Source organism: Halorussus limi (genome assembly GCF_023238205.1).
Taxonomy (GTDB): Archaea; Halobacteriota; Halobacteria; order Halobacteriales; family Haladaptataceae; genus Halorussus; species Halorussus limi.
This window is the reverse complement of record NZ_CP096660.1, coordinates 235,887-256,195: the sequence shown is the minus strand read 5'-3', so window position 1 is coordinate 256,195 and position 20,309 is coordinate 235,887. Positions and strand designations below refer to the sequence as shown.

Sequence of the window (20,309 nt, the reverse complement as noted above, 5' to 3'; positions counted from 1 at the left end):
TTCGGCCGACGGCGACGCTACCTCACTCGTGGAGTCCGCCGACCTCCGCGTAGAACGACGACTGCAACTGCTCGGCCATGTCCTCCTCGCGGTCGATGCGGGCGTCGATGACCGTCGGCACGTCGTTTTCTTTCCCCTCCGCGAGCGCCACGCCGAGTTCGTCCGGAGTCGTCGCCCGGATTCCCTCCGCGCCGAAGCCCTCCGCGATGGCCACGAAGTCGGTGTCGTGGAACTCCACGCCGGCGATGTCGCCGTCCTCCTCCTGCATCTGGCGCACCATCCCGAGACTGGTGTCGTTCAGCACGACGAAGGTGGGCGCGACCCCCTTCTCGACGGCGATTTCGACGCTGGTCATCGTCATCGTGAACCCGCCGTCGCCGGCGACGCCGATTACGTCCTCGTCGGTCGTAATCGCGGCCGAGACCGCGGCCGGGGTCGCCCATCCCATCCCGCCGACGCCGCCCGACCCGAAGTAGGTCCGGACGCCGGGCGTCTGGAGGTAGTTGAGTAGCCAGAAGCGGTTGTTGCCCGAGTCGGCCGTGACGATGGTGTCCTCGTCCGCGACCGCCTCGATTTCCTTCACGGCGCGCTGGGGTTTGATGGGCGAGGCGTCGGACTCGCACTCCGGGGCCGAGAACGACTCGCGGGCCGACTCGGCGCGATCTCGCGCCCAGTCGTTGCCCGCACTCGCCGCTTCACCGGCGTCCGAGAGCGCCCGAAGGCTCTCCTTCGCGTCCCCGATGAGGCCCACGTCGGCGGGGTAGACCCACCCCGCGTTCCGGGTGTCCACGTCCGCGTGGACGATCGTCTGCTCGTCGGGTCGGACGAAACTCGGGGCCTGCCAGTTGGTGTCCATCGGGTTCATCCGGCATCCCGCCACGAGCAGGGCGTCGGCCTCGCTCACGACCTGATTCGCGCCCTCGTGGCCGAACGACCCGATGACGCCGCCCGCGAGGTCGTGGGTCTCGGGAATCGTGGACTTTCCGAGGTAGGAGGTCACGACGACCGCGTCGTAGGTCTCGGCGACCTCCCGCAACTCGTCGTAGGCCTGCGCGGCGTGGACGCCGTTGCCGGCGATGACGACCGGTCGTTCCGCCTCGGCGAAGGCCTCGGCCGCCTGCTCCACGTCGCTCTCGGTCGGCGCGGCGTCCCAGTTGCGGACCTGCTCGTCGGCGTCCCAGACCGGCGGAATCGGGTCCTCGGGCACCTCCTCGGTGATCGCGTCGCCGTCGAGGATGACCGCCGTGGGACCGGGCCGGCCCGCGGTCGCGTGCTTGAACGCCAACTGAACGCTCCGGAGGGTCTCGGTCGGCGAGCGCGGGAACCAGTGTTCTTTCGTCACGCCGTCCAAAATTTTGGGGAGGTCGAGGCCGCCGTAGTCGCCCCGGGACTGCTGGTAGGGCGCGAGCGTCGAGTAGTCGCCGCGCTCGCTGGCCTCGGTCAGGACGACCATCGGCGACGACGACAGGCGGGCCTCCATCTGGCCGATGGTACCGAGACTGCCTATCCACGGCCCCTGACCGGCGAGGACGCCCGGCGTCTGTGTTAGGCGACCGTACGTCTCGGCCATGACGCTGCCCTCTCGCTCGTCGCGCGGACGGACCACCTCGATGTCCGACTCGGGGAGTTCGTCCAGCAACTCGATGACCCGCCCGCCGGGGTACCCGAAGACGTACTCGACGCCGAGGGCTTCGAGTTGGGCGACGAGTTCCTCGTTGGTCTCTGCCATGGGACGACATGACTCCGGCGCGCGCCTTTGGTCTGTCGCTTCTCGAAGGTGTGTCGGGGACTCGAACCCCGTCTCCGTCCCTTCCCGGACATCTTCGCCGACCTGCGCACCGAGGACGACGCCGACCGCATCGAGAACGCGGACCGCTCGAAACCGACTCCAACTCAGTCTTCCCACGGGACGACGTTCAGTTCGCGCTCGACCGTATCGACCCGCCCGTCGTCGCCCCGGACCCGGAGAGTCACGAACTCGTCGTCGCGCTCGCGGAAGGTGTGTTCGACGCGCTGGCCTCGGGCGTCGATGCCCTCCTCCTCGGTGATGTCCCACTCGTACTCCGCGATCGGACCGCGAGATTTCAGCGCCTCGAACTCGACCGGTTCGCCGACCTGAAAGGTGTCGTCTTCGTCCGCGCCGTCTTGGTCGGCCTCGAACGCCGCCGTGACCGCGGCCTCGCTCGTCTCGTCGAGGGCGACGACTCCTTCGCTCGCGGCGTAGAGACTCCCGCGGTGGGGAACCGGCGTGACGTGGAGCGGGGACTCCTGTCCGAAGGCGTAGGTCCACCGAGGTTCGCCGGTTTCGGCGTTCAGCGCGTAGACTATCGCGTCGTACCCGCCGACGTAGACCGTCCCGTCGGCGACGGACGGCGGTTCGATGCTGTGCCACGAATCCTTGTCCACTGCCCCTTCGGTGTCGAACCGCCACTTCAACTCGCCCGTCTCGGCGTCCACTGCCCGAAGCCATCCGCCGCTGTGGACGTAGAGGGTTCCGTCCGCCACGGCGGGTTCGGTGTCCACCGTCCGGTCGGTCTCCAGTCGCCACTTCTCCTCGCCCGTCTCGTCGTCGATTGCGGTCAGGTGGCCGGGTTCCTCGCCGGGCAGGCCCCATCCGGCGTAGACGGTGCCGTCCGCGACGGTCATCGCTTCGACCCACTCGTCGCCCGGGCCGGACTGCTCCCAACGCTGACGGTCGCTCTCGACTTCGACGGCGCGGAGGACCGACCGGTCGGCGTACCCGAGATAGAGCGTCCCGTCGGCGACGACCGGGGTGGACGGGAGCGGTTCGCCGTAGCGGTACTCCCACCGCTCGCGGCCGGTCTCGGCGTCCACCGCGAACGCCCGCCGGGAGTCGTCGGTCGCGTACACCGCGTCGGCGTCGGCCGCGAGTATCCTCCCGCCCCATCGGTGGTCGAGACCGTACTCCCAGCGCGTCTCGCCGGTCTCGGCGTCGAGCGCGTAGAGGGTTTCGGCGAACGTGCTGGCGAAGACCCGACCGTCGGCGACCGCCGGGGTGTAGACGAGGTTCTGGCTGGTCGCGTTGTCACAGACCCGAGTCCGCCACTTCTCCTCGCCGGTCTCGGCGTCGAACGCGACCACGTCTCGTTCGGTGCTGGCGTAGACGACGCCGTCCGCCGCGACGACGCCCTCGACCGCCGCGTCGCGACGCCAGCGTTCTCGGGCGCGAGTTTTTGGGCCGGTCAGGTCGGGGTGGTATCCGACGTTCGTCGCGTCGAAACCGGTCAGTCGCCAGTCCGGACGCTGGCGATTTCCGGAGTCGGAGTCGGACGATTGGTCGGTCTGCGAGTCGTCGTCTGAACTGGACCGGTCGTCGCGGAACGCGGTGGCGAAACCGGTCGCGGGGAGGGCGCTTCCGACCGCGGCGAGGAAGCGCCGGCGGTCGAGCGCGAGCGGGGTCGTATCGAACATAGCTGTCACCGGACGCGTTCACGTTCTCGACGTGACACTATTGTTATCGCTCGCTTAGGCTCGCCGCGCGGAGTCGCCTTCGAGAAATATTTCGCTAAGACCGGTCTGAGACGCGTTACGCCCACTGGAATCGGCGCGAAGAGCCGCGGGGGGTAGCGTTTGACCGGGCTTAATCGCCGGCCGCGTCAGGCCAGTTCGTCGTACAACTGCTCGGCCGCGGTCCGGACCGCGTCGGCGCTCTCGCGTTCGGGCGACCAGCCTATCGCGCTGGCCTTCTCGATGGAGAGGCGCATCTTGGGCACGTCGCCGGTCCAGCCCCGGTCGCCCCCGGTGTACTCGAACTCGGGGTCACAGCCGACCACGTCGCTGACCAGTTCGGCGATGCGCGTGACCGAGATGGTCGTTCTGGTGCCCAGATTGTAGATGTTGGTCGGTTCGTCGGTGTTCTCCACGACGTGTTCCATCCCGCTCACGCAGTCCTCGACGTGGAGGTAGGACTTCTCTTGGCGGCCGTCGCCGAGGATTTCGAGACGGGAGGGGTCGTCGAGCAACTTCTCGATGAAGTCCGAGATGACGTTGTTGCGCTGGTGGGGCCCGACGACGTTCGAGAACCGGAACATCCACGTCGTGAAGTCGTGAGAGTGGGCGTACGTCGAGAGCAGGCCCTCGCCGGCCAACTTGCTCGCGCCGTAGGTGCTGACGGGTTCGAGCGGCGCGAAGTCCTCGGGCGTCGGGCGGGGCGCTTCGCCGTACACCGCCGACGAGGAGGCGAAGGCTATCTTCGAGAGGCCGACCTCGTCCATGCGTTCGAGGATGTTGTAGAGCATCGCGTTGTTGTGTTCGAAGACGCGGCGGTGGTCGCCCCGGTTCACGTCCGAGAGCGCCCCGAGGTGGAAGACGACGTCGAGGTCCGAGGTGACGACTTCGGCCACGTCGTCGGGGTCGGTGAGGTCGGCGTCGGCGAACCGGGCCGACTCGGGCACCCACTCGCGGTTGCCCTTCGAGCAGTTGTCGGCGACGAGTACGTCGTTGTCCGCGGCGAGCGACTCCGTGAGGTGGGTGCCGATGAGTCCGGCACCGCCGGTGACGAGGACCGACTTCCCTGAAAGCTCCATGCCGGATGTACCGACGGAGCGACGGATATATCTTTACGTTCGGGGTTTCTGCGGTGGGTTTGTGAGGGTGTGGCGTAGTAACCGAGCCGATGACGAGTTGGCGACGCTACGCGTTCGATTCCGAGTCGTCGTCCGCGCCTGCGAAGTCGAGCGCCAGTCGGAGGCCGGCGTCGCCGGCGCGGTCGTACGCCTCGAACCGGTCGGAGGTCAGCTCCGCCTCCGGCACGAACACGTCGCCGTCGTCGGCCTCGGGGCGGAACTCGACGTGGCGGAACGACACCCGGAAGTCGAGGCCGGTGTTCGGGAGTTCGCCCGGAAGCAGGTCTCGGGGCTTGTTCGGCGCCTGCACCGAGGGGACGCCGACGACGGACGCGCCGAGCTTAGACAGCAGGAAGGCGGGTTCGGTGCCCGCCGAGGCGGTCCCGGCCGAGGTCACGACGACCACGCTCTCCGGGCGGTAGTACGCCTCGTTGTCGCCCGATTCGACCTCCTCGCGGAAGGTCTCGGTGAGTCGGACCTGCTCGCGGAGTTGGTCGAGTTGCTCGTCGGCATCGCCCCGCGCGAAGTACGACTCGAAGTCGAACCCGGCCGGGTTGTCGGTTTCGCCGACCGCTCCCTCGTCGCCGAACCGCTGGCGGTACAGGTCCGAGTCCTTCGGGACGGATATCTGGTCCGCGGTCGCGTCTGCGATACCGTCCCACCCGTAGAGGACGTAGAGCAGAATGTAGGTGAGCGCGGAGTTCCCGCCGCCGTTGTCCCGCGTATCGACCACCAGCGTCTCGGTCCCGGCGTCGGCCATCTCCTCGACCAACTCCGTCAGCACTTCGGTCGCCGAGGGAATCCCCGCCAGCACGTCGGTTAGCTCGTCGGGCACCGGTTCGCCGACGACCTCCCGGTACGCGTCGCGGGCCATTCGTTCGGACCCCTCGGCGTCCATCGCGGTCATCATCTCGGGATGCTCGCGGTAGAGTCGCATGTCCGGGAGCGCGAGGAGCGCGGTCGAACGCTCGTCGTCGAGGAACCGAAACGCGGGTTCGCCGTCGGTCTCCGGGCGCTCGACGCTCGTCGCCAGCGTCTCGACAGGTTCGTCGGTCTCGACTACTTCGAGGGTCCGCTCGGTGCGCTCGCCGTCTGGGGTTTCGACGGTCAGCGTCGGCCGCTCGGGTTCGCGTTCATCGTCCAGCAGGAACCGGAGCGGAGCCACCGCTTCGAGCATCTTCCCGAGGTTTCTGCGGTCGCCGTACTCGTTGTCGGCGCTTTCGACGGCGGCCGCCCGCGCTTCGAGGTCGGCCGTCGGGACGCCCTCCGCGGCGACGAGACGCCCGCCCAACAGGTCCGCGCAATCCTCGTCGTACACCTCGTCCACGTAGAGACCGTCTCCGACGACGCGGAACCCGAGCGGTAGTCGCCCGGCGACCTCCGCCTCGGTCTCCTCGGGCGGACTGACGGCCGTGTGGAGGTCCCGGACCAGCGCCGCGAACTCGGCGACGCGCTCGTAGAACGCCTCGAGCGACTCGCCGTCCGCTGGAATCTCCCGAACTAGCTCTTCGAGGTTTCGGTGGAAGGCCACCCGACCGCCGTGTCCGGCGTACGGGTCGGGGTGAGACGCTTCGAGCGTGGTCGCCAGCGAGCGGGCGTCTTCTACGAGGTCCGCACGGGGGTAATGTGTGGGTTCGTCTCCCATGCGACGAACCTGTCGGACGCCGAGGTAATAACGTCTTGGCAAACCGACGAGTTCGCTCCGGTAACCGACGGGGAGGCGAGCGCGGACTCACGCCAACACCTAAATATCCGTATTTGCTACCACGGGCCATGAACGACGAGTCCGACGCGTGGGCCGCGAGCGCGCTGTCGGTCCGTGAGAGCCTCTGGGAAGTCGTCGCGGACTCGGCCCCGCCCGACGACGCCGCGACTGACGACGCCGCGGCCGCCGTCGCCACCGTCACTGCGGTCGAGGGGTCGGCCTACCGACGCCCCGGGGCGAAGCGCGTCCTCGCAGACGACGCCGCGGTCGGGGCCATCACCGCCGGGTGTCTCGAAGGCCCGGTCGCCGACCTCGCAGAGCGCGCGCTGGCCGACGGCCCGGTCCGGGGGACGTTCGACCTCACGGGCGACGACGCGTGGGAGTTCGGACTCGGATGCAACGGCGTCGTCGACGTGCTGGTCGAACCCGCCGACGAGAGCTTTCGGCCCGCGTTGGAGCGAGTCGCGGACGGCGAACGCGTCGCGCTGACCACGGTCGTCTCGGGGGAGTCCGCCGACGGAAGCGACGAGTATCCCGACGCACCCGTCGGCGCGCGGTCGCTCGTCGCCGAGAACGGGGAAGTCGCCGCGGCCGACGCCGACGCTCGCCCGCCGCTCCCCGACGACCTGCTCGCGGCGGTCCGCGAGCGCGCCGGGGAGTTCGCCGCGGCCGGGCGCTCGGACACCGTGACGGTCGAGACAGACCGGGGGACCGCGGCGGTGTTCGTGGACGGTCTCGAACCCGCGCCGGAACTGCTCGTCTTCGGCCACGGCGCGGACGTGCGACCGGTCGCGCGCCTCGCCCGCGAGGCCGGATTCCGGGTGACGGTCGCCACCGCCCGCGGAGCGCGCGCCGACGCCGAGCGGTTCTCCGCGGCCCACGATGTCGTCGCTACCCGGCCGACGGCGGTCGGCGACGCCGTCTCGCGCCCTGCCGACACCTACGCGGTCGTGATGAGCCACAACTTCGTGGACGACAGGTTGGCGCTGGAGTCGCTCCTCGACACGCGGGTTCCGTACGTCGGCCTGATGGGGCCGCGCAAGCGATTCGACGCGATGCGCGAGGAGTTCGCCGAGGCGGGCGTCGAACTCTCGGCCGCCGACGCCGAGCGAATCGGAACGCCCGTGGGTCTCGACTTGGGCGGGGGCGAACCCTTCCAAATCGCGCTCTCGGTCGTCGGCGAGGTGCTGGCGGTGTCGAACGGCAGGGCGGGTGGTCGGTTGACCGACGGCGAGGGACCGATTCACCCCCGGTCGGCGGTGGGCGGCGATTCGGCGTCGTCCCCGTCGCCACGGGACGACTCGGACTCGGACTCGGAGTCGCCCTGAGGCGTTCGCAGACGACGCTGCGGCTAAAAGATTCACTCGCTAAAAGACACTATATGTTGCTTTAAGGAAGGCTTTCGTTCCTCTAACGTGTGAGGATATTGCTATTCAGTGGAGTGTACACTGTTCGCGGCGGAGGTACCTCGCCTCGCCCGGCGTTCACCGGGCCTCGTCGGCCAGTCCGAGAAACGGCGTGAACCCTTCGGCCTGCGCGAGCGTGGCGGTGCCCGCCTCGTCGTCGTAGGCCACCGCGTCGGCGTCCGCCAGTTTCGGCAGGTGGACGTGGTGGAGCGTCGCCGCGACGCTCCCGGTCGTCTCCGGCGAAATCTCGCCGGCGTCGCCCTCGGTTTCGCGCGCCGCGACCGCCGCGGCGAGGTCGCGTACGGAAACCGGGCCGTTCCGCTCGGAGAGGACCGCGAGGACGTGCCGACGGCGTTCCTTCCGGAGGAGAGACAGAACTGCGTCCAGAGACTGTGCATCGGTCGAGCGTGGGGTAGTCGTGCTTTCCATTTTTCGGTCACCGTGCAGGCCACGTCGGTCGCGTCTCGCGGTTCGGGCCGCGAAACTGCGACGAGTTTCGTTCGTGGCCACATCGGAGTTACTCGCCACACGCGTTTAAGTAGAACGACAGTTTCCGAGGAACAACACGGCTGGTGTTCCTCCGGGAAAAACGCCCAAAGGCTCTACTGTCTCCCGCCCTTTCCGCGTGTATGGAAGAGGTACAGGTGGCAGTAGACGGGTTGGAACGACTCGGACTGACCGAGTACGAAGCCCGGTGTTTCGTCGCGCTCACGCGACTCCCTCACGGCACTGCGAAGGAAATCGGAAAAGTGGCCGACATCCCGCGCTCGCGAGTCTACGAGACGATGGACCGCCTCCGGGAGCGGGGGTTGGTCGAGTTGCAGGAGGGCGAACCGCGGACCTTCCAGAGCGTCTCGATAAACACCGCCGTCCGCGTTCTCCGCAAGCAGTACGAGTCCTACTTCGAGACGGTCGAGGAGTCGCTGCGCCAGATGGAACCGGTGTTCAAGGAGAACCAGCAGGCGGTGTGGGCCATCAACGACCACGAGCAGGTCACGGAGCGGATACTCGACCTCGTCGCGGACGCGACCGACGAGATTCTGCTGATAGTCTTCGCGGAGACCCTGCTGGACGAGGAGTTGCTGGACGCGCTTAGGTCGGCCGACGACCGCGGTGTCGCCGTCCACGTCGGCACGGACGCCGAGGCAGTCCGCGATACGTTCGCGGACGCCGAAATCGACGCCCGCGTCTTCACGTCCGAACTGATAGAGTGGTTCGACGCCGGGGACGCCACGCCCAGAATCGGGCGACTGCTCATGACCGACAGGGGACCGGTGCTGATGAGCGCCCTCCACGACGAAGACCTTCCGGGCGTGCCCAACGAGACGGCGGCGTGGAGCGACGGCATCGACCACGGCCTCGCGACCTTCGCCGAGTCGGTCCTGACCTACGAACTGCGAGAGAACGCGGCCGAGGTGGGTGACTCGGCCGTCTCGGACTGAACGCCCCGTCCGGCGTCACTCGACGTCGAGCAGTTGAAGCGCCTGCCGAACGTGATACTTGGCGTCGTCCAGTCGGTCCGCCGACAGCGCAGAGTCCAAATGCTCGACCGCACCCTCTCGCTCCGCCGACTCCTCGCTCGAATCGCTCATTTATCGGCGAGTGTCCCTCGTCGCATTTAAACGACCGAGTACTACGCGAGGAACAACAACCCACGCTGACAGGAGTTCCGACCCGGAACGAAGCGGACGCCGGGGCGACCGGACGGTTCCGCGGCCGAAACGACAGTCGACGGGGACGCTCGGTCGGCGTGGACGGCCGAACGTCGTGAGGCCACCTCATCGACCCCGAATCGTTCGACTTCGACGGGCGACAGTGAGGGAATCTTCGGTATGCTTATGCCGACTCTGTAGGCATTGATAGCCATGCCATTCGCGTATATCGTTCTCGCGCTACGTGGGTCACACGACGAGCGAACCGCGGGTGAGACGCGGTGAGCGGGAGCGACGACTTCGAGGAGGTCGAGAAGGACTTCTCGCCGGAGGGACCGAGCGTCGAACCCGACGCCGAGGCCTCCGTGGACATCGAGTACGGCATCGACGACAAGCCGCCGCTCGCCGAGTCCGTGCTGTTGGGTTTCCAGCACTACCTCACGATGATAGGCGCGACGGTGGCCATCCCGCTCGCGCTGGCCGCCGCGATGGGGATGCCAGACGGTGCGACCGCACGACTCATCGGCACGTTCTTCGTCGCGTCGGGCGTCGGGACGCTGGCCCAGACGACCGTCGGGAACCGCTATCCCATCGTGCAGGGCGGCACGTTCTCGATGCTGGCCCCGGGACTGGCCATCATCGGCGTCATCGCGTCGAACGGCGGCGGGTGGGAGATAATGATACGCGAACTCATGGGCGCGGTCATCGTCGCCGGACTGGTCGAGGTCCTCATCGGTTACTTCGGCGTCATGGGCTGGATTAAACGCCACATGGGGCCGGTGGTCATCGCGCCGGTCATCGCGCTCATCGGACTGTCGCTGTTCAACGCTCCCCAGATTCAGAACCCGAACGCCGCCGCGCCCGGAACGGGACAGAACTGGTGGCTGTTGGGGCTGACGCTGGCGCTCATCGTCGCGTTCTCCCAGTACCTCGACCGGTATCACCGATCGTTCCGACTCTTTCCGGTCCTGCTCGGCATCGCGTCGGCGTGGCTCGTCGCCGCGCTCCTGTCGGTGACGGGCGTCTTCGCCTCGGGGTCTATCAGCTACGTCGACCTCGGGTCGGTCACGGGCGCGACCCTCGTTCAACCCATTTACCCCTTCCAGTGGGGCACGCCGCTGTTCACGCCCGGTTTCGCAATCGGGATGGTCGCCGGAATGTTCGCCTCGGCCATCGAGAGTTTCGGCGACTACCACGCCGTCGCCCGGATGGCCGGACGCGGAGCGCCCAGCGCCCGGCGCATCAATCACGGCATCGGCATGGAGGGGTTGGGCAACACGCTCGCGGGCGTCATGGGCACCGGAAACGGTCTGACCTCCTACACCGAGAACGTCGGCGCTATCGGCATCACCGGCGTCGCCTCGCGCTACGTGGTCCAGACGGGGGCCGCCGTGATGATAGTCGTCGGCTACTTCGGCCCGGTCGGGGCGCTGTTCGCAACGATTCCGGCACCCATCATCGGCGGCCTCTACGTCGTGATGTTCGGCCAGATTGCCGCCGTCGGCCTCTCGCAGTTGAAGTACGTGGACCTCGACGCGAACCGGAACGTGTTCATCGTCGGGTTCGCGCTGTTCGCCGGTCTCGCGATTCCGGGCTACATGTCGAACGTCGGCGCGGGGATGGACGTCTCGGCCTCGACCGCGTTCCAGCAGGGTCTCGCCTCGGTGCCGGTCCTCGGCCCCGTTCTCGGGACCGACGTGGTCTCGACCACCGTCTTCGTCATCGGCGGCACCGGGATGGCTGTCGGCGGTATCGTCGCGTTCTTCCTCGACAACACCGTTCCCGGCACCCGCGAGGAGCGCGGCCTGACCGCGTGGGAGAGTCTGACCGAGGACGACAGCGAGTTCGAGTCGTTCTGGGACCGGCGCTCCTCGGAGACCGACGACCGGACACGGCGGGCCGACTGACAGGGATTATCGTCCTCTTTTCCGAAATTTACTGACCCGACGGGCGGAACCGACCATTTTTCGCGCCCCGACGACAACGGCGAGTCGTGACTGCCATCTCCGAGGCACTCCCCGACGGCGAAACGGTCCGCGAACGACTGGCGCTCCGGACCGGCGGGTCGGTCGTACTCAGCGACGACTTCCTGCTGGTCGTCACCGGCGAGGGGTCGGGCGACCCGGACCTGACCCGGGTCGCGCTCGACGACGTGGCCGAGGTCACGGTCGAGGAGTTTGACTACTTCCTCGCCGTCCTGAGCGTCCTGCTGGTCGGCTACGGTCTCTACTCGGTCCCGCGGAGCGCGGCCCTCGGCCTCGCGTTCGCGGCGTTCGGCGCGGCCAGCCTCTACTGGACCTACCGCAAGCGCGGGAAGGCCCGCATCAAGGTCGAGGGCCGCGCGAAGCCGATTTCCCTCTTTCCGGCCGACACAGACGCCTTCACGAGCGCGCTCCGGCCCCTGTTGGAAGTAGAGACGGGCGACGGCGGCGAGTCAGAGTGACCTCCGTTTCACCTTGCCCTTCTCCGTCGTTGACTCCTGCTACGCAATCTTCGCCCTCTTTTCTCGTCGCTGCGTTTCGTCCCGATTGCGCTCTAACTCTGTTGATTCCAGTACGCATCGAAGGGAACGCCTGCGATTCGAGCGCGAAGAAACATGTATCCGACCATGACCATCGCGCCGGTTAGCACCAGTATCCCGCCTCTGACGCCTGTCGGAAGCTGTCGCGCGACGCCGCTGTCGAGGTCGAAGGCTGGCTGGTCGAACCCCGTGGCTGCACCGATTGCCGGGCCGATGACGAACACGAACAGGACGACGTATCCCAATCCGACGACAATCACCTCTGCTAGGCGACGGTTGTGCATAGTCCCAAGATATAGTAACGAGAAAAAAGGCTTTCCACTACTCGACCAATTCGCCACGAGAACCGTAACACTCGTCTCAGGTGCTGCAACTCTCGTCAGTGGTGACGTTACACTTATGACCCTCGCCTGTGAGATTCAGTTATGCGCATCGCTGAAAAATCACGTTTGGCCGGGTCGTGGTGCCGACCTAACTGACAGTCTCGAACGTGATTCTTCCCGCGATATTCGTTTTGGTCGGACTCCTCGGAATCGTCGGGCTACTCCAACCGCTACGCCTCGTGCAGACGGTGGTCTCGACTGGTGTCTCCGCGCCGAACGAACTCGGCCACGGTCGAGAAGCGGTAATCGGGACCCTCGAAGCGGACGACTCGACGGTCCGTGCGCCCGTCTCCGGCACGGAGTGTGTCGGATACGTCCTCGCTAGAGAAGTGAAACACCGCACGAGTGCCACCGGAATCGGGTTGCTACTGCCGCGATGGTACCGCAAGGACGTTCACTACGAACTCCCGCCGATGTCTCTCGCCGACGGAGACTGCGGGCGGGTGAGAGTCGAGTTCGACACGGACGTCGAGTCGTGGCGCGAACCCGTTCCGAACGGACTGTTCAGTAACCTGCAGTTCGGAAGCGAAGAACGCCGCCGATACGACGAGTCCGAGTCACCGTCCGATGCAGTCCGAAGCGTTCTAGGGGAGCCGTCGGAGGTGTCGAGTCCGTGGTTCGTCTTCGGAATCGGCTCGCACCCGCACCGATACACGGAGTGGCGACTCGAAGAAGGCGACAGGCTCTACCTCCTCGGCCACACTGACGACGCGACCCGACCGACGGTTCGGGAGCGAATCGACGAAATCACCCTCCTCGACTTAAACGCGAACAGTCGGCTTCGGTTGGTCGGGCTTCTGGTCGTTCGGTTCGTAGCAGCAGGCGCACTCGCGGCGTTCGGGTTCGGAGCGGCGCTCGTGTCGCTGTAGGCGAGGGTTCCCTCGATTCGCACTCTGCCCCTTCCCCGTCGTTTTTGACCCCTGCTACGCAATCCCCACCCATGACCGACCCGGACCCCGACCGCTTCGCGTCTCGACGCTCGACCGTCCACGCTCCCAACGGTCTCGTCGCCACCAGCCAACCGCTCGCCGCCGAGGCGGGCGTCCAGATACTCCGCGAGGGCGGCAACGCCTTCGACGCCGCGGTGGCGACCGCTGCCGCGCTCAACGTCGTGGAACCGACGAGTACCGGTCTCGGCGGCGACGCGTTCGCGCTCTACCGGACCGCCGACGGCGACGTGGGAGCGATGCGCTCCTGCGGCGGTGCGCCCGCCGAGGCGACCATCGAGAACGTCCGCGCGGCGCTGGAGGCCGACGCGGACGCCGACGAGTACTACCCCGAATCGCGGGGATACGCGACCGACGCCGACGAGGACGCCGGGATGCCGTTCCTCGGACCCCACGCGGTCACGGTGCCCGGCACCGCCCGCGGGTGGGAGGCGACGGTGCGGGAGTTCGGGAATCTCTCGCTGGCCGACGCGCTCGATCCGGCCATCGAGTACGCGACGGAGGGCTACCCGGTCTCGGAGATAATCGCCAGCCACTGGACCGGCGCGGAGGACCTGTTCACCGACGACCACGCCCGCGAGGCGTACCTGAAGGACGGCCGCGCGCCGGAGGTCGGCGAGCGCATGACCCTGCCCCGACTCGGCGAGTCGATGCGGAAGATTGCCGAACGAGGGGCCGACGTGGTCTACGAGGGCGAAATCGCCGAGGAGATAGCCTGCGAAGTACAGTCCCACGGCGGGTTCATGACCGTCGAGGACCTCGCCGACTTCGAACCGGAGTTCGTGGACCCGGTCTCGACCACCTACAACGGCGCGGAAATCTACGAACTCCCGCCGAACAATCAGGGCCTCGTGGCGCTCGAAGCCCTGAACGTCGCCGAGGAGGTCGGAGCGGGCGACTACCCGCTCGACTCGCCCGAGCGCATTCACTACTTCGCGGAAGCGACGAAGCGGGCGTTCCACGACGGCCACCGCTACATCACCGACCCCGAGTACGAGGAGATTCCGCCGCTCGCCTCGGAGGAGTGGGCCGCCGAGCGCGCCGAGGGAATCAGCGAGACGGCCGACAACGACGTGACGTTCGGCGTGCCCGACGCCCACGCCGAGGACGCCGACACCGTCCTGCTGACCGTCGCCGACGGCGAGGGGAATCTGGTCTCGTTCATCAACTCCCGGTTCGCCGGGTTCGGGTCGGGCCTCGTCGCGGGCGACACCGGAATCGCGCTCCAGAACCGCGGGGCGTCGTTCTCGCTCGACCCCGACCACCCCAACAGCCTCGAACCCGGCAAGCGACCGTTCCACACGCTGATTCCGGGCCTCGCGAAGTTCGGGGCGGACGACTGGGCGGCGTTCGGCGTGATGGGCGGCTACATGCAACCGCAGGGTCACGTGCAGGTCATCTCCAACATCGTGGACTACGGACTGCCCCTGCAGGCCGCGCTCGACCACCCCCGCTGGCGCTACCGCGAGTCCGGCGAGTTGGCGGTCGAGGGACGACTCGACGGCGCTACTCAGTCGAAACTCGCCCGGAAGGGCCACGACGTGCGCGTCCTCCCGCCGGTGATGTTCGGCGGCGCTCAGATCACTCGACTGGAGGGTCTCGACGCGGGCGACCCGGTTCTCTCGGGCGCGACCGAACCCCGGAAGGACGGGACCGCGACGGGTTACTGAGACGGACTTCGACTTCCACCGTCGTTCCGCGGATGCGAACCGCTTTCATCTCGGAGATAACTGGACACTGATGATAGATTGCTATACAAGCCTCCGGCAATTGTAAAAGTGTCTAAAACACTTCTATAACAGGGCGGACCGAATACCGAACCCAAACCGACCGTCCGCGAGGACTCGAATCACCGCCCGCGGCGGCGTCCGTCGGGGTCGCGCCCGAACAGGACCGCCGCGAACGCGACGGGCGAGAGCAGGCCGAGCAAGATGCTCCCGCCGAGGGCGTACTCGTCGGTCGACAGTGAGATGGCGCCGTGCCCCGACCCGCCGACGCTGGCGTCGCCGACGACGACGGCGCCCTTCATGCCCATCGCCTTGTGGGGCGTGCAGGCGTACTTCGTGACGCCCGCTTCGTCGAAGGTCTGCTCGAAGGTGTGGCCCCGCTCGCCGGAGGTCTCACTCTCGAACGACCCGTCTTCGGCCACCACGTTGTGACTGCCGCCCTTCCCGGTCCACTGCCAGACTACCGTCGTGTCCGGGTCCACTCGGACGGCGGCAGGGCCGAACGCGAAGTTGCCGTTGTTGCCTTTTGCGCCGACTTCTATCGTCACCTCGGAACTGCCGGTCTCGTCGACCACGCCGTCGTAGTTGCTGGTGTTCTCGAACCACGATTCGAGGCCGGACGCAGCGGTCGCGGCCCCAGCGAGCCCGGCCGCGGCGGCCGTCGCCGTCGCGCCGGCTTTCATCACGTCGCGCCGCGTCGGACCGTGTGTCGCCGCACCGTCTTCCGTCGTCGTGTCGCTTCGCATCGTCGTCTCACCCCTGGTATCCGGCGTACTCCATGAGTTGCTTGAAGATGTCGGTGTCCATCGCGTCCTCGTAGACGACGCCGTTGAGCATCCCGCCGGGGTAGGTCCGGCCGTTCATGACGTGGTTGACCTTGTGGCAGTGCATCAGATAGATGCCGGGGTCGGCGTCGGCCGTGAACTCGATGGTGTGGCGTTCGGCGGGCGCGATGTTGGTCACGTCCTGGTCGTAGCGGGCGGCCTTCGGAATCGTGCCGCCGTCCTTCTCGACCTTCTGGAACCGGTGGTTGTGGATGTGCATGGGGTGGGACATGTATCCGCCGTTGACCAAGTGGAGGCGGACCGTCTCGCCCTTCTTGACGATGATTGGCGACCCGTCCTCGGGGTGGAGCGTCCGGGGCGCGGACTTCCCGTTGATGGTGAACACGTCGGGATTGCGCTTGCGGGGGTTGTAACTCGCGCTCTCGCCGGCCATCATGCGCGAGAGCGACGAGTCCCACTCCTTGACCGTCATGAAGTACTCCCTGTCGGCTGGTTCGTACCCCTTCGGGTCCACCCGGAGGATGCCGAACATGCCCATCTCGATGTGGCGGGGCGTCTGGAAGTGGCAGTGATAGAGGTGGGTCCCGGGCACGTTCGCGGGAATCTGGTAGGTGTGCTTCTCGCCCGGTTTGACCGTGATGCCCGTGGTCGTGGGCACGCCGTCGTTCTCCCACGTCTTCTGGACGCCGTGGAAGTGGAGCGTGTGCGGGCGCTTGCCGTCGGTGTTGTCGAGCGTGACCTCCATGTCCTCGCCCTCGGTGGTCCGGAGGATGGGACCGGGGACGCTCGGGTCGCGGTCGTCGGCCTGGAACGCCCAGACCTGCGGCAGTTCGACCGGCCCGCCCATCGTGTCCAGCGGGTGGACCTGATGCTTCGCGGGCGCGGACTTGAGCGTGACTTTACCGCCCTGCTCGTCGACGTTCACTACTTCGGGGGGACTCGTGGTGGGGAGTGAGCTCTGGGAGTTCATGGCCTGCTGTCGGGTCGTCTGTGGGTCTCGACTGCTCGGTGCTGTGCAACCGGCCGCGGCGGCCAGACCGCCCGCACCGGTCGCTTTCAGGAAGTCTCGTCGGGACGGGCCGTCGCCGGGTGCGCCGATGTCGGTCATTGTTACAGTTCCAGCTTAGAGGGGCTACTTAAAGAGCGCCGACGGTGATTCTCAGCGCGTGGGAGGGGAATCGAACGTGTTCGGTGTGTCGTGAGTTCGCGTGTCCAGAGGGTCTCGGCACCGGCGACGCCGGCGGTACCGCCGCTGAAGTCGAACCTATTATGTATCGCCTTTGGAAACGTTCGACTAGATGGTTCGAGACCCGGTGGGTGTTGAGGACTCCCCCGACCTCCAGACGCTCCTCGACGCGCTCGACGACCCGGACTGCCGGGCCATCGTCAAACGGATCGACGAACCCATGACCGCGAGCGAAATCTCGGACGCGACGGACATCCCCCTCTCGACGGTCTACCGGAAACTCGACATGCTGACCGAGGCGTCGCTGCTCTCGGAACTCACCGAGGTACGGAGCGACGGCCACCACACGACTCGCTACGACCTCGACTTCGAGGACGTGAACCTCTCGCTGACCGAGGACAACGACTTCGACGTGGCTGTCTCTCGACCGTCCCGGAGCGCCGAGGAGCGCCTCGCGGACATGTGGTCGGAGGTGCGAAAGGAAACATGAACGAACTCACCCAAATTACGTCGCTGGTAGTGGCGCTCAAGACGATTACGCTCCTGCTCGGCGGACTCATCACCTTCTTCGCGTTCAAGGCCTACCGCCGGACCGGTTCCCCGGCGCTTCGGGCGCTCGCGCTCGGGTTCGGCGTCGTCACGCTCGGCGCGTTTCTGGCGGGCATCGCCGACCAAGTCGTCGGTATCGACCGGGAGGTCGTCCTCATCATCGAGAGCACGCTGACCGCAGCCGGATTCGGCGTCATCACGTACTCGCTGTACGTCGAGTGACTCGGTCGGTTTCGCTGAGCGTCGACGATTCGGTCGTTCCGGTTACGCGTCGAGTACCCCGGTCCGTTCGCGATTCGCTCACTCGGACTGCCCCGACTCCTCGTAGAACAGATAGACGACGAGACCGATGAACAGGAGGCTGACCGCCCCCGTCAGAAGGCCGACCTCCCGATACTGCATGCCGCCGAGAAGCCAGAGGACTCCGAGCGTGGCGACGTACACCGCCGCGAGCAGGTAGACCATCGCGCGCCAGTACCCGGTGAAGAAGAACAGGACGCCGACCACGAAGAACCCGGCCACGACGAAGAACCGCTGTTCGTCGCCCACCGCCCCGAGGTAGATGTGGATGCCCGCGAGGACGACCGCCAGCAGCGCGGCGAGCCAGTCGAACACCGTCTCTCGCTCCCCGTGGTGCGCACGTCCGATTCCCATATGGGGTCGGTATGGGGCGCTCGATGAAATGCCTACCTCCCGTCGCACTCTCGCCCGCCGTCCGGCACGCCGTCGCGCCAGTTCGGACCCACACGTCGTCGCGTCGGTCGGGACTCACACGACCTCGCTCCGGTCGGCGATTACCACGCGCTCGCCGCCCGTCACCGCGACGACGGTCACGGTCACGCGGTCGCCGTCCGAAATCGTCGGCGACTTCCACTCGCCGACCGACCCCGAACTCACCGTCACGCCGCCCTCGTCCACCACCGCGCGGTCGCCCACCCCGTCGAGACTCACCGTCCGGCGCTCGTCGCCGACCTGCACCCGGACCGTCAACTCGTCGGCGTTCGCGTTCGCCATCCACGTCACCGTCACGCGGTTCTCCGTCTTCGAGAACTCGACGGTCGCCGTGGCGTAGGGACTCTGTTGGCCGCCTGCGAGCCCGAAGAGGTAGCCGCCGACGGCGGTCGCCAACAACACCGTGACGCCGACCAGCAGGACCGCGCCCACGGTCGGCGAGGCGGCCCGGTCGTCGTCCCTGAGCGCCGAAAGCGCACGGGCCGCGACGGGACTCCCCGGTACGCGGAGGGAGTCATCGTCGCTAGCGGATGCGTTGCGTCGCGAGAGTCCGGGTAGGTCGTCGTCGGTCATGAGTCGTGTTCCTTCGCGAGCGCCGTCCCCGGTCCACCGCTCGTCCGAGTCCGTCTCGCGGGCCGAGATACGTCGGAGAGTGACCGAACGGAGGTGCTCGTGCGGTCCGGACCGGCGTCGCTATCTACCTGTCCCGATAGATACCGTATTTGTTATGCGCGAACTGTGCCGAGTCAATCGCGCTCTACCCCGAGAGCGGGCGCTTCACTCGCGTTCGTCCGGGCCGAGGACTCGCCCATGGTTACAGAAGGTCGAACAAAGACCGCTTGCTGTCGTCGCAATCTCACTCCTCGCCCGTGACCGCATCAGGAACTGAACCGACCGCTCGGAGCGAACTCGTTAGCGGGGACGCTGTGCGGTTCGCGAAAACGGCGGGAAGTTCACGGGGAGCGGGACTCCCCGAGACGACAATGGTATGGTCGGTGTCAGACGCACGCAGCGGCTGGTTCGCGGCACCAGCGTCCTGAGCGACGAAACGCACCCGCTTTATCTCACTCCCTGAGCGGTTCACCCAGCCGGTAGTTACTAATATAAAAATCCGGCGGCGGTTTATACCGGCGCTTTCGCGTAGTTTCTTGTAAATCCGGTTACAACGTACGGCCATGCGATCCGGTCCCGCCGACCTCCAGAAGTGTCTCCGCACGCGAAGCCACTTCTTGGCCCGCCTCCGTCACCCCCGCCGGAAGCGCGAACTGGCCGACGAACTCGAGGAGTCCCGTTCGACCATCGACCGCGCCCTCCGAGAACTCGAAGGCGTCGGGTTCGTCGAGCGCGCCGACCGCGGCTATCGGACGACGCTGACCGGCGAACTCGCGTTCGAGGCGTACCGCCGGTACGTCGCCTGTCTCGACGGACTCGTGGCGGCCCACGACGCCCTCAAACCCCTGCCGACGGGCGCGGCGCTCGACGGCGCGCTCTTCGAGGACGCGACCGTCGCGCTTCCGACGCAGTGTTCGCCCCACGCACCCGTCGAGTCGTTCGAAGCGGTCCTCGACGACGCCGACCACGCCCGGGTGTTCGCCACGGCAGTCATCCCGGCGTACGTGGACATCTTCCACGAACAGATAGTCGACCGGGGGATGACCGCCGACGTCGTCTGCGCGGAGGGCGTCTTGGACTGGATACTCTCCCGGCGCGAGGAGCAACTGGCCGCCATCGCCGGGAGCGACGGCGTCACGCTCTCGGAGACGAGCGCCGACCGAGCCTTCAGTCTCGTCGTTACCGAGCGTGAGAGCGACGCGTCCGAACACGAAGGGTCCGCGGGTGTGCCCGCGTCCGCTACCGAGCGTACGCCCGACCGCTCCGCGTCTGCGCGCGCCCCGGACGGAGACCAGTGTCGTGAGGACGACGGCCGAGCGACCGAGACCCGCGACGCTCACCACCCGACGAAGCGAGTCGGGGCGATGCTCTACGACGAGGGGAGACTGGTCGGGTTCGTCCACACCGACGCCCGTGCGGCGGTCGCGTGGGGCGAGGCGGTCTTCGACCGCCTCGCGGCCGACGCGATGCAGTTGGGCGCGCCCGCCGATGACTGAGGACGAAACCGAACCGGCGAGA

Annotated in this window: 19 protein-coding genes and 1 pseudogene; 9 read left to right on the top strand and 11 right to left on the bottom strand. The window is 67.2% G+C overall.

The annotated features are described in order from the left end of the window. Positions 1–22: 22 nt before the first annotated feature. From M0R89_RS19470 to M0R89_RS19455, 4 genes are all read right to left on the bottom strand, one after another. Positions 23–1,729 carry a thiamine pyrophosphate-binding protein gene (locus M0R89_RS19470; RefSeq protein WP_248652376.1) on the bottom strand — a complete coding sequence of 569 codons (1,707 nt, stop codon included), beginning with the start codon at positions 1,727–1,729 and terminating at the stop codon, positions 23–25. A gap of 164 nt (positions 1,730–1,893) precedes the next feature. Continuing rightward, complete coding sequence (locus tag M0R89_RS19465; RefSeq protein WP_248652375.1) at positions 1,894–3,432, bottom strand: outer membrane protein assembly factor BamB family protein; 1,539 nt, start codon at positions 3,430–3,432, stop codon at positions 1,894–1,896. A 185-nt stretch (positions 3,433–3,617) separates the two neighbouring features. After that, positions 3,618–4,547 (bottom strand): NAD-dependent epimerase/dehydratase family protein, encoded by a 930-nt coding sequence (locus tag M0R89_RS19460; RefSeq protein WP_248652374.1) that lies wholly within the window; start codon positions 4,545–4,547, stop codon positions 3,618–3,620. A 106-nt stretch (positions 4,548–4,653) separates the two neighbouring features. After that, positions 4,654–6,231: a S41 family peptidase gene (locus tag M0R89_RS19455; protein WP_248652373.1), complete on the bottom strand. Its 1,578-nt coding sequence runs from the start codon at positions 6,229–6,231 to the stop codon at positions 4,654–4,656. Between the two features lie 128 nt (positions 6,232–6,359). On the opposite strand from M0R89_RS19455, the gene M0R89_RS19450 reads away from it, so the two are divergent. Beyond that, positions 6,360–7,619, top strand: coding sequence for an XdhC family protein (locus M0R89_RS19450; protein WP_248652372.1), 1,260 nt, complete (start codon positions 6,360–6,362; stop codon positions 7,617–7,619). Positions 7,620–7,775: 156 nt separating this feature from the next. On the opposite strand, the gene M0R89_RS19445 is transcribed toward M0R89_RS19450, so the two are convergent. After that, positions 7,776–8,126 (bottom strand): DUF7344 domain-containing protein, encoded by a 351-nt coding sequence (locus tag M0R89_RS19445; protein WP_248652371.1) that lies wholly within the window; start codon positions 8,124–8,126, stop codon positions 7,776–7,778. A gap of 200 nt (positions 8,127–8,326) precedes the next feature. Here M0R89_RS19445 and M0R89_RS19440 point away from each other — a divergent pair, with 200 nt between their 5' ends. Further along, positions 8,327–9,139: a TrmB family transcriptional regulator gene (locus M0R89_RS19440; RefSeq protein WP_248652370.1), complete on the top strand. Its 813-nt coding sequence runs from the start codon at positions 8,327–8,329 to the stop codon at positions 9,137–9,139. 15 nt (positions 9,140–9,154) lie between these two features. Here the strand turns inward: M0R89_RS19440 and M0R89_RS23340 are convergent, their stop codons facing one another. Next, complete coding sequence (locus M0R89_RS23340; RefSeq protein WP_256478566.1) at positions 9,155–9,289, bottom strand: hypothetical protein; 135 nt, start codon at positions 9,287–9,289, stop codon at positions 9,155–9,157. 425 nt (positions 9,290–9,714) lie between these two features. Between M0R89_RS23340 and M0R89_RS19435 the strand changes: the two genes are divergently transcribed. After that, the gene (locus tag M0R89_RS19435) at positions 9,715–11,256 is read left to right on the top strand and encodes a uracil-xanthine permease family protein (RefSeq protein WP_248652705.1); all 1,542 of its coding nucleotides are present in this window, start codon (positions 9,715–9,717) and stop codon (positions 11,254–11,256) included. 86 nt (positions 11,257–11,342) lie between these two features. Further along, positions 11,343–11,792, top strand: coding sequence for a hypothetical protein (locus M0R89_RS19430; RefSeq protein ID WP_248652369.1), 450 nt, complete (start codon positions 11,343–11,345; stop codon positions 11,790–11,792). Between the two features lie 92 nt (positions 11,793–11,884). On the opposite strand, the gene M0R89_RS19425 is transcribed toward M0R89_RS19430, so the two are convergent. After that, positions 11,885–12,154: a hypothetical protein gene (locus M0R89_RS19425; protein WP_248652368.1), complete on the bottom strand. Its 270-nt coding sequence runs from the start codon at positions 12,152–12,154 to the stop codon at positions 11,885–11,887. A gap of 206 nt (positions 12,155–12,360) precedes the next feature. On the opposite strand from M0R89_RS19425, the gene M0R89_RS19420 reads away from it, so the two are divergent. After that, positions 12,361–13,122 (top strand): hypothetical protein, encoded by a 762-nt coding sequence (locus M0R89_RS19420; RefSeq protein ID WP_248652367.1) that lies wholly within the window; start codon positions 12,361–12,363, stop codon positions 13,120–13,122. A 71-nt stretch (positions 13,123–13,193) separates the two neighbouring features. Further along, positions 13,194–14,870 carry a gamma-glutamyltransferase family protein gene (locus M0R89_RS19415; protein ID WP_248652366.1) on the top strand — a complete coding sequence of 559 codons (1,677 nt, stop codon included), beginning with the start codon at positions 13,194–13,196 and terminating at the stop codon, positions 14,868–14,870. A 290-nt stretch (positions 14,871–15,160) separates the two neighbouring features. Here M0R89_RS19415 and M0R89_RS19410 read toward each other — a convergent pair. Both M0R89_RS19410 and M0R89_RS19405 read right to left on the bottom strand, forming a co-directional pair. Next, positions 15,161–15,673 (bottom strand): annotated as a pseudogene (locus tag M0R89_RS19410) (halocyanin domain-containing protein); the annotation flags it as partial. 7 nt (positions 15,674–15,680) lie between these two features. Beyond that, positions 15,681–16,820: a multicopper oxidase domain-containing protein gene (locus M0R89_RS19405; protein WP_248652365.1), complete on the bottom strand. Its 1,140-nt coding sequence runs from the start codon at positions 16,818–16,820 to the stop codon at positions 15,681–15,683. 190 nt (positions 16,821–17,010) lie between these two features. Here M0R89_RS19405 and M0R89_RS19400 point away from each other — a divergent pair, with 190 nt between their 5' ends. Next, on the top strand, positions 17,011–17,388 hold the full coding sequence (locus tag M0R89_RS19400; RefSeq protein WP_248652364.1) for a winged helix-turn-helix domain-containing protein: 378 nt from the start codon (positions 17,011–17,013) through the stop codon (positions 17,386–17,388). Further along, positions 17,385–17,669: a DUF7521 family protein gene (locus M0R89_RS19395; protein WP_248652363.1), complete on the top strand. Its 285-nt coding sequence runs from the start codon at positions 17,385–17,387 to the stop codon at positions 17,667–17,669. The genes M0R89_RS19400 and M0R89_RS19395 overlap by 4 nt, the downstream gene beginning before the upstream one ends. Before the next feature lie 78 nt (positions 17,670–17,747). Here the strand turns inward: M0R89_RS19395 and M0R89_RS19390 are convergent, their stop codons facing one another. Continuing rightward, positions 17,748–18,101 carry a hypothetical protein gene (locus tag M0R89_RS19390; protein ID WP_248652362.1) on the bottom strand — a complete coding sequence of 118 codons (354 nt, stop codon included), beginning with the start codon at positions 18,099–18,101 and terminating at the stop codon, positions 17,748–17,750. A 114-nt stretch (positions 18,102–18,215) separates the two neighbouring features. Next, positions 18,216–18,752, bottom strand: coding sequence for a type IV pilin domain-containing protein (locus tag M0R89_RS19385; RefSeq protein ID WP_248652361.1), 537 nt, complete (start codon positions 18,750–18,752; stop codon positions 18,216–18,218). A gap of 602 nt (positions 18,753–19,354) precedes the next feature. Between M0R89_RS19385 and M0R89_RS19380 the strand changes: the two genes are divergently transcribed. After that, the gene (locus tag M0R89_RS19380; protein ID WP_248652360.1) at positions 19,355–20,287 is read left to right on the top strand and encodes a helix-turn-helix transcriptional regulator; all 933 of its coding nucleotides are present in this window, start codon (positions 19,355–19,357) and stop codon (positions 20,285–20,287) included. Positions 20,288–20,309: the final 22 nt, after the last annotated feature.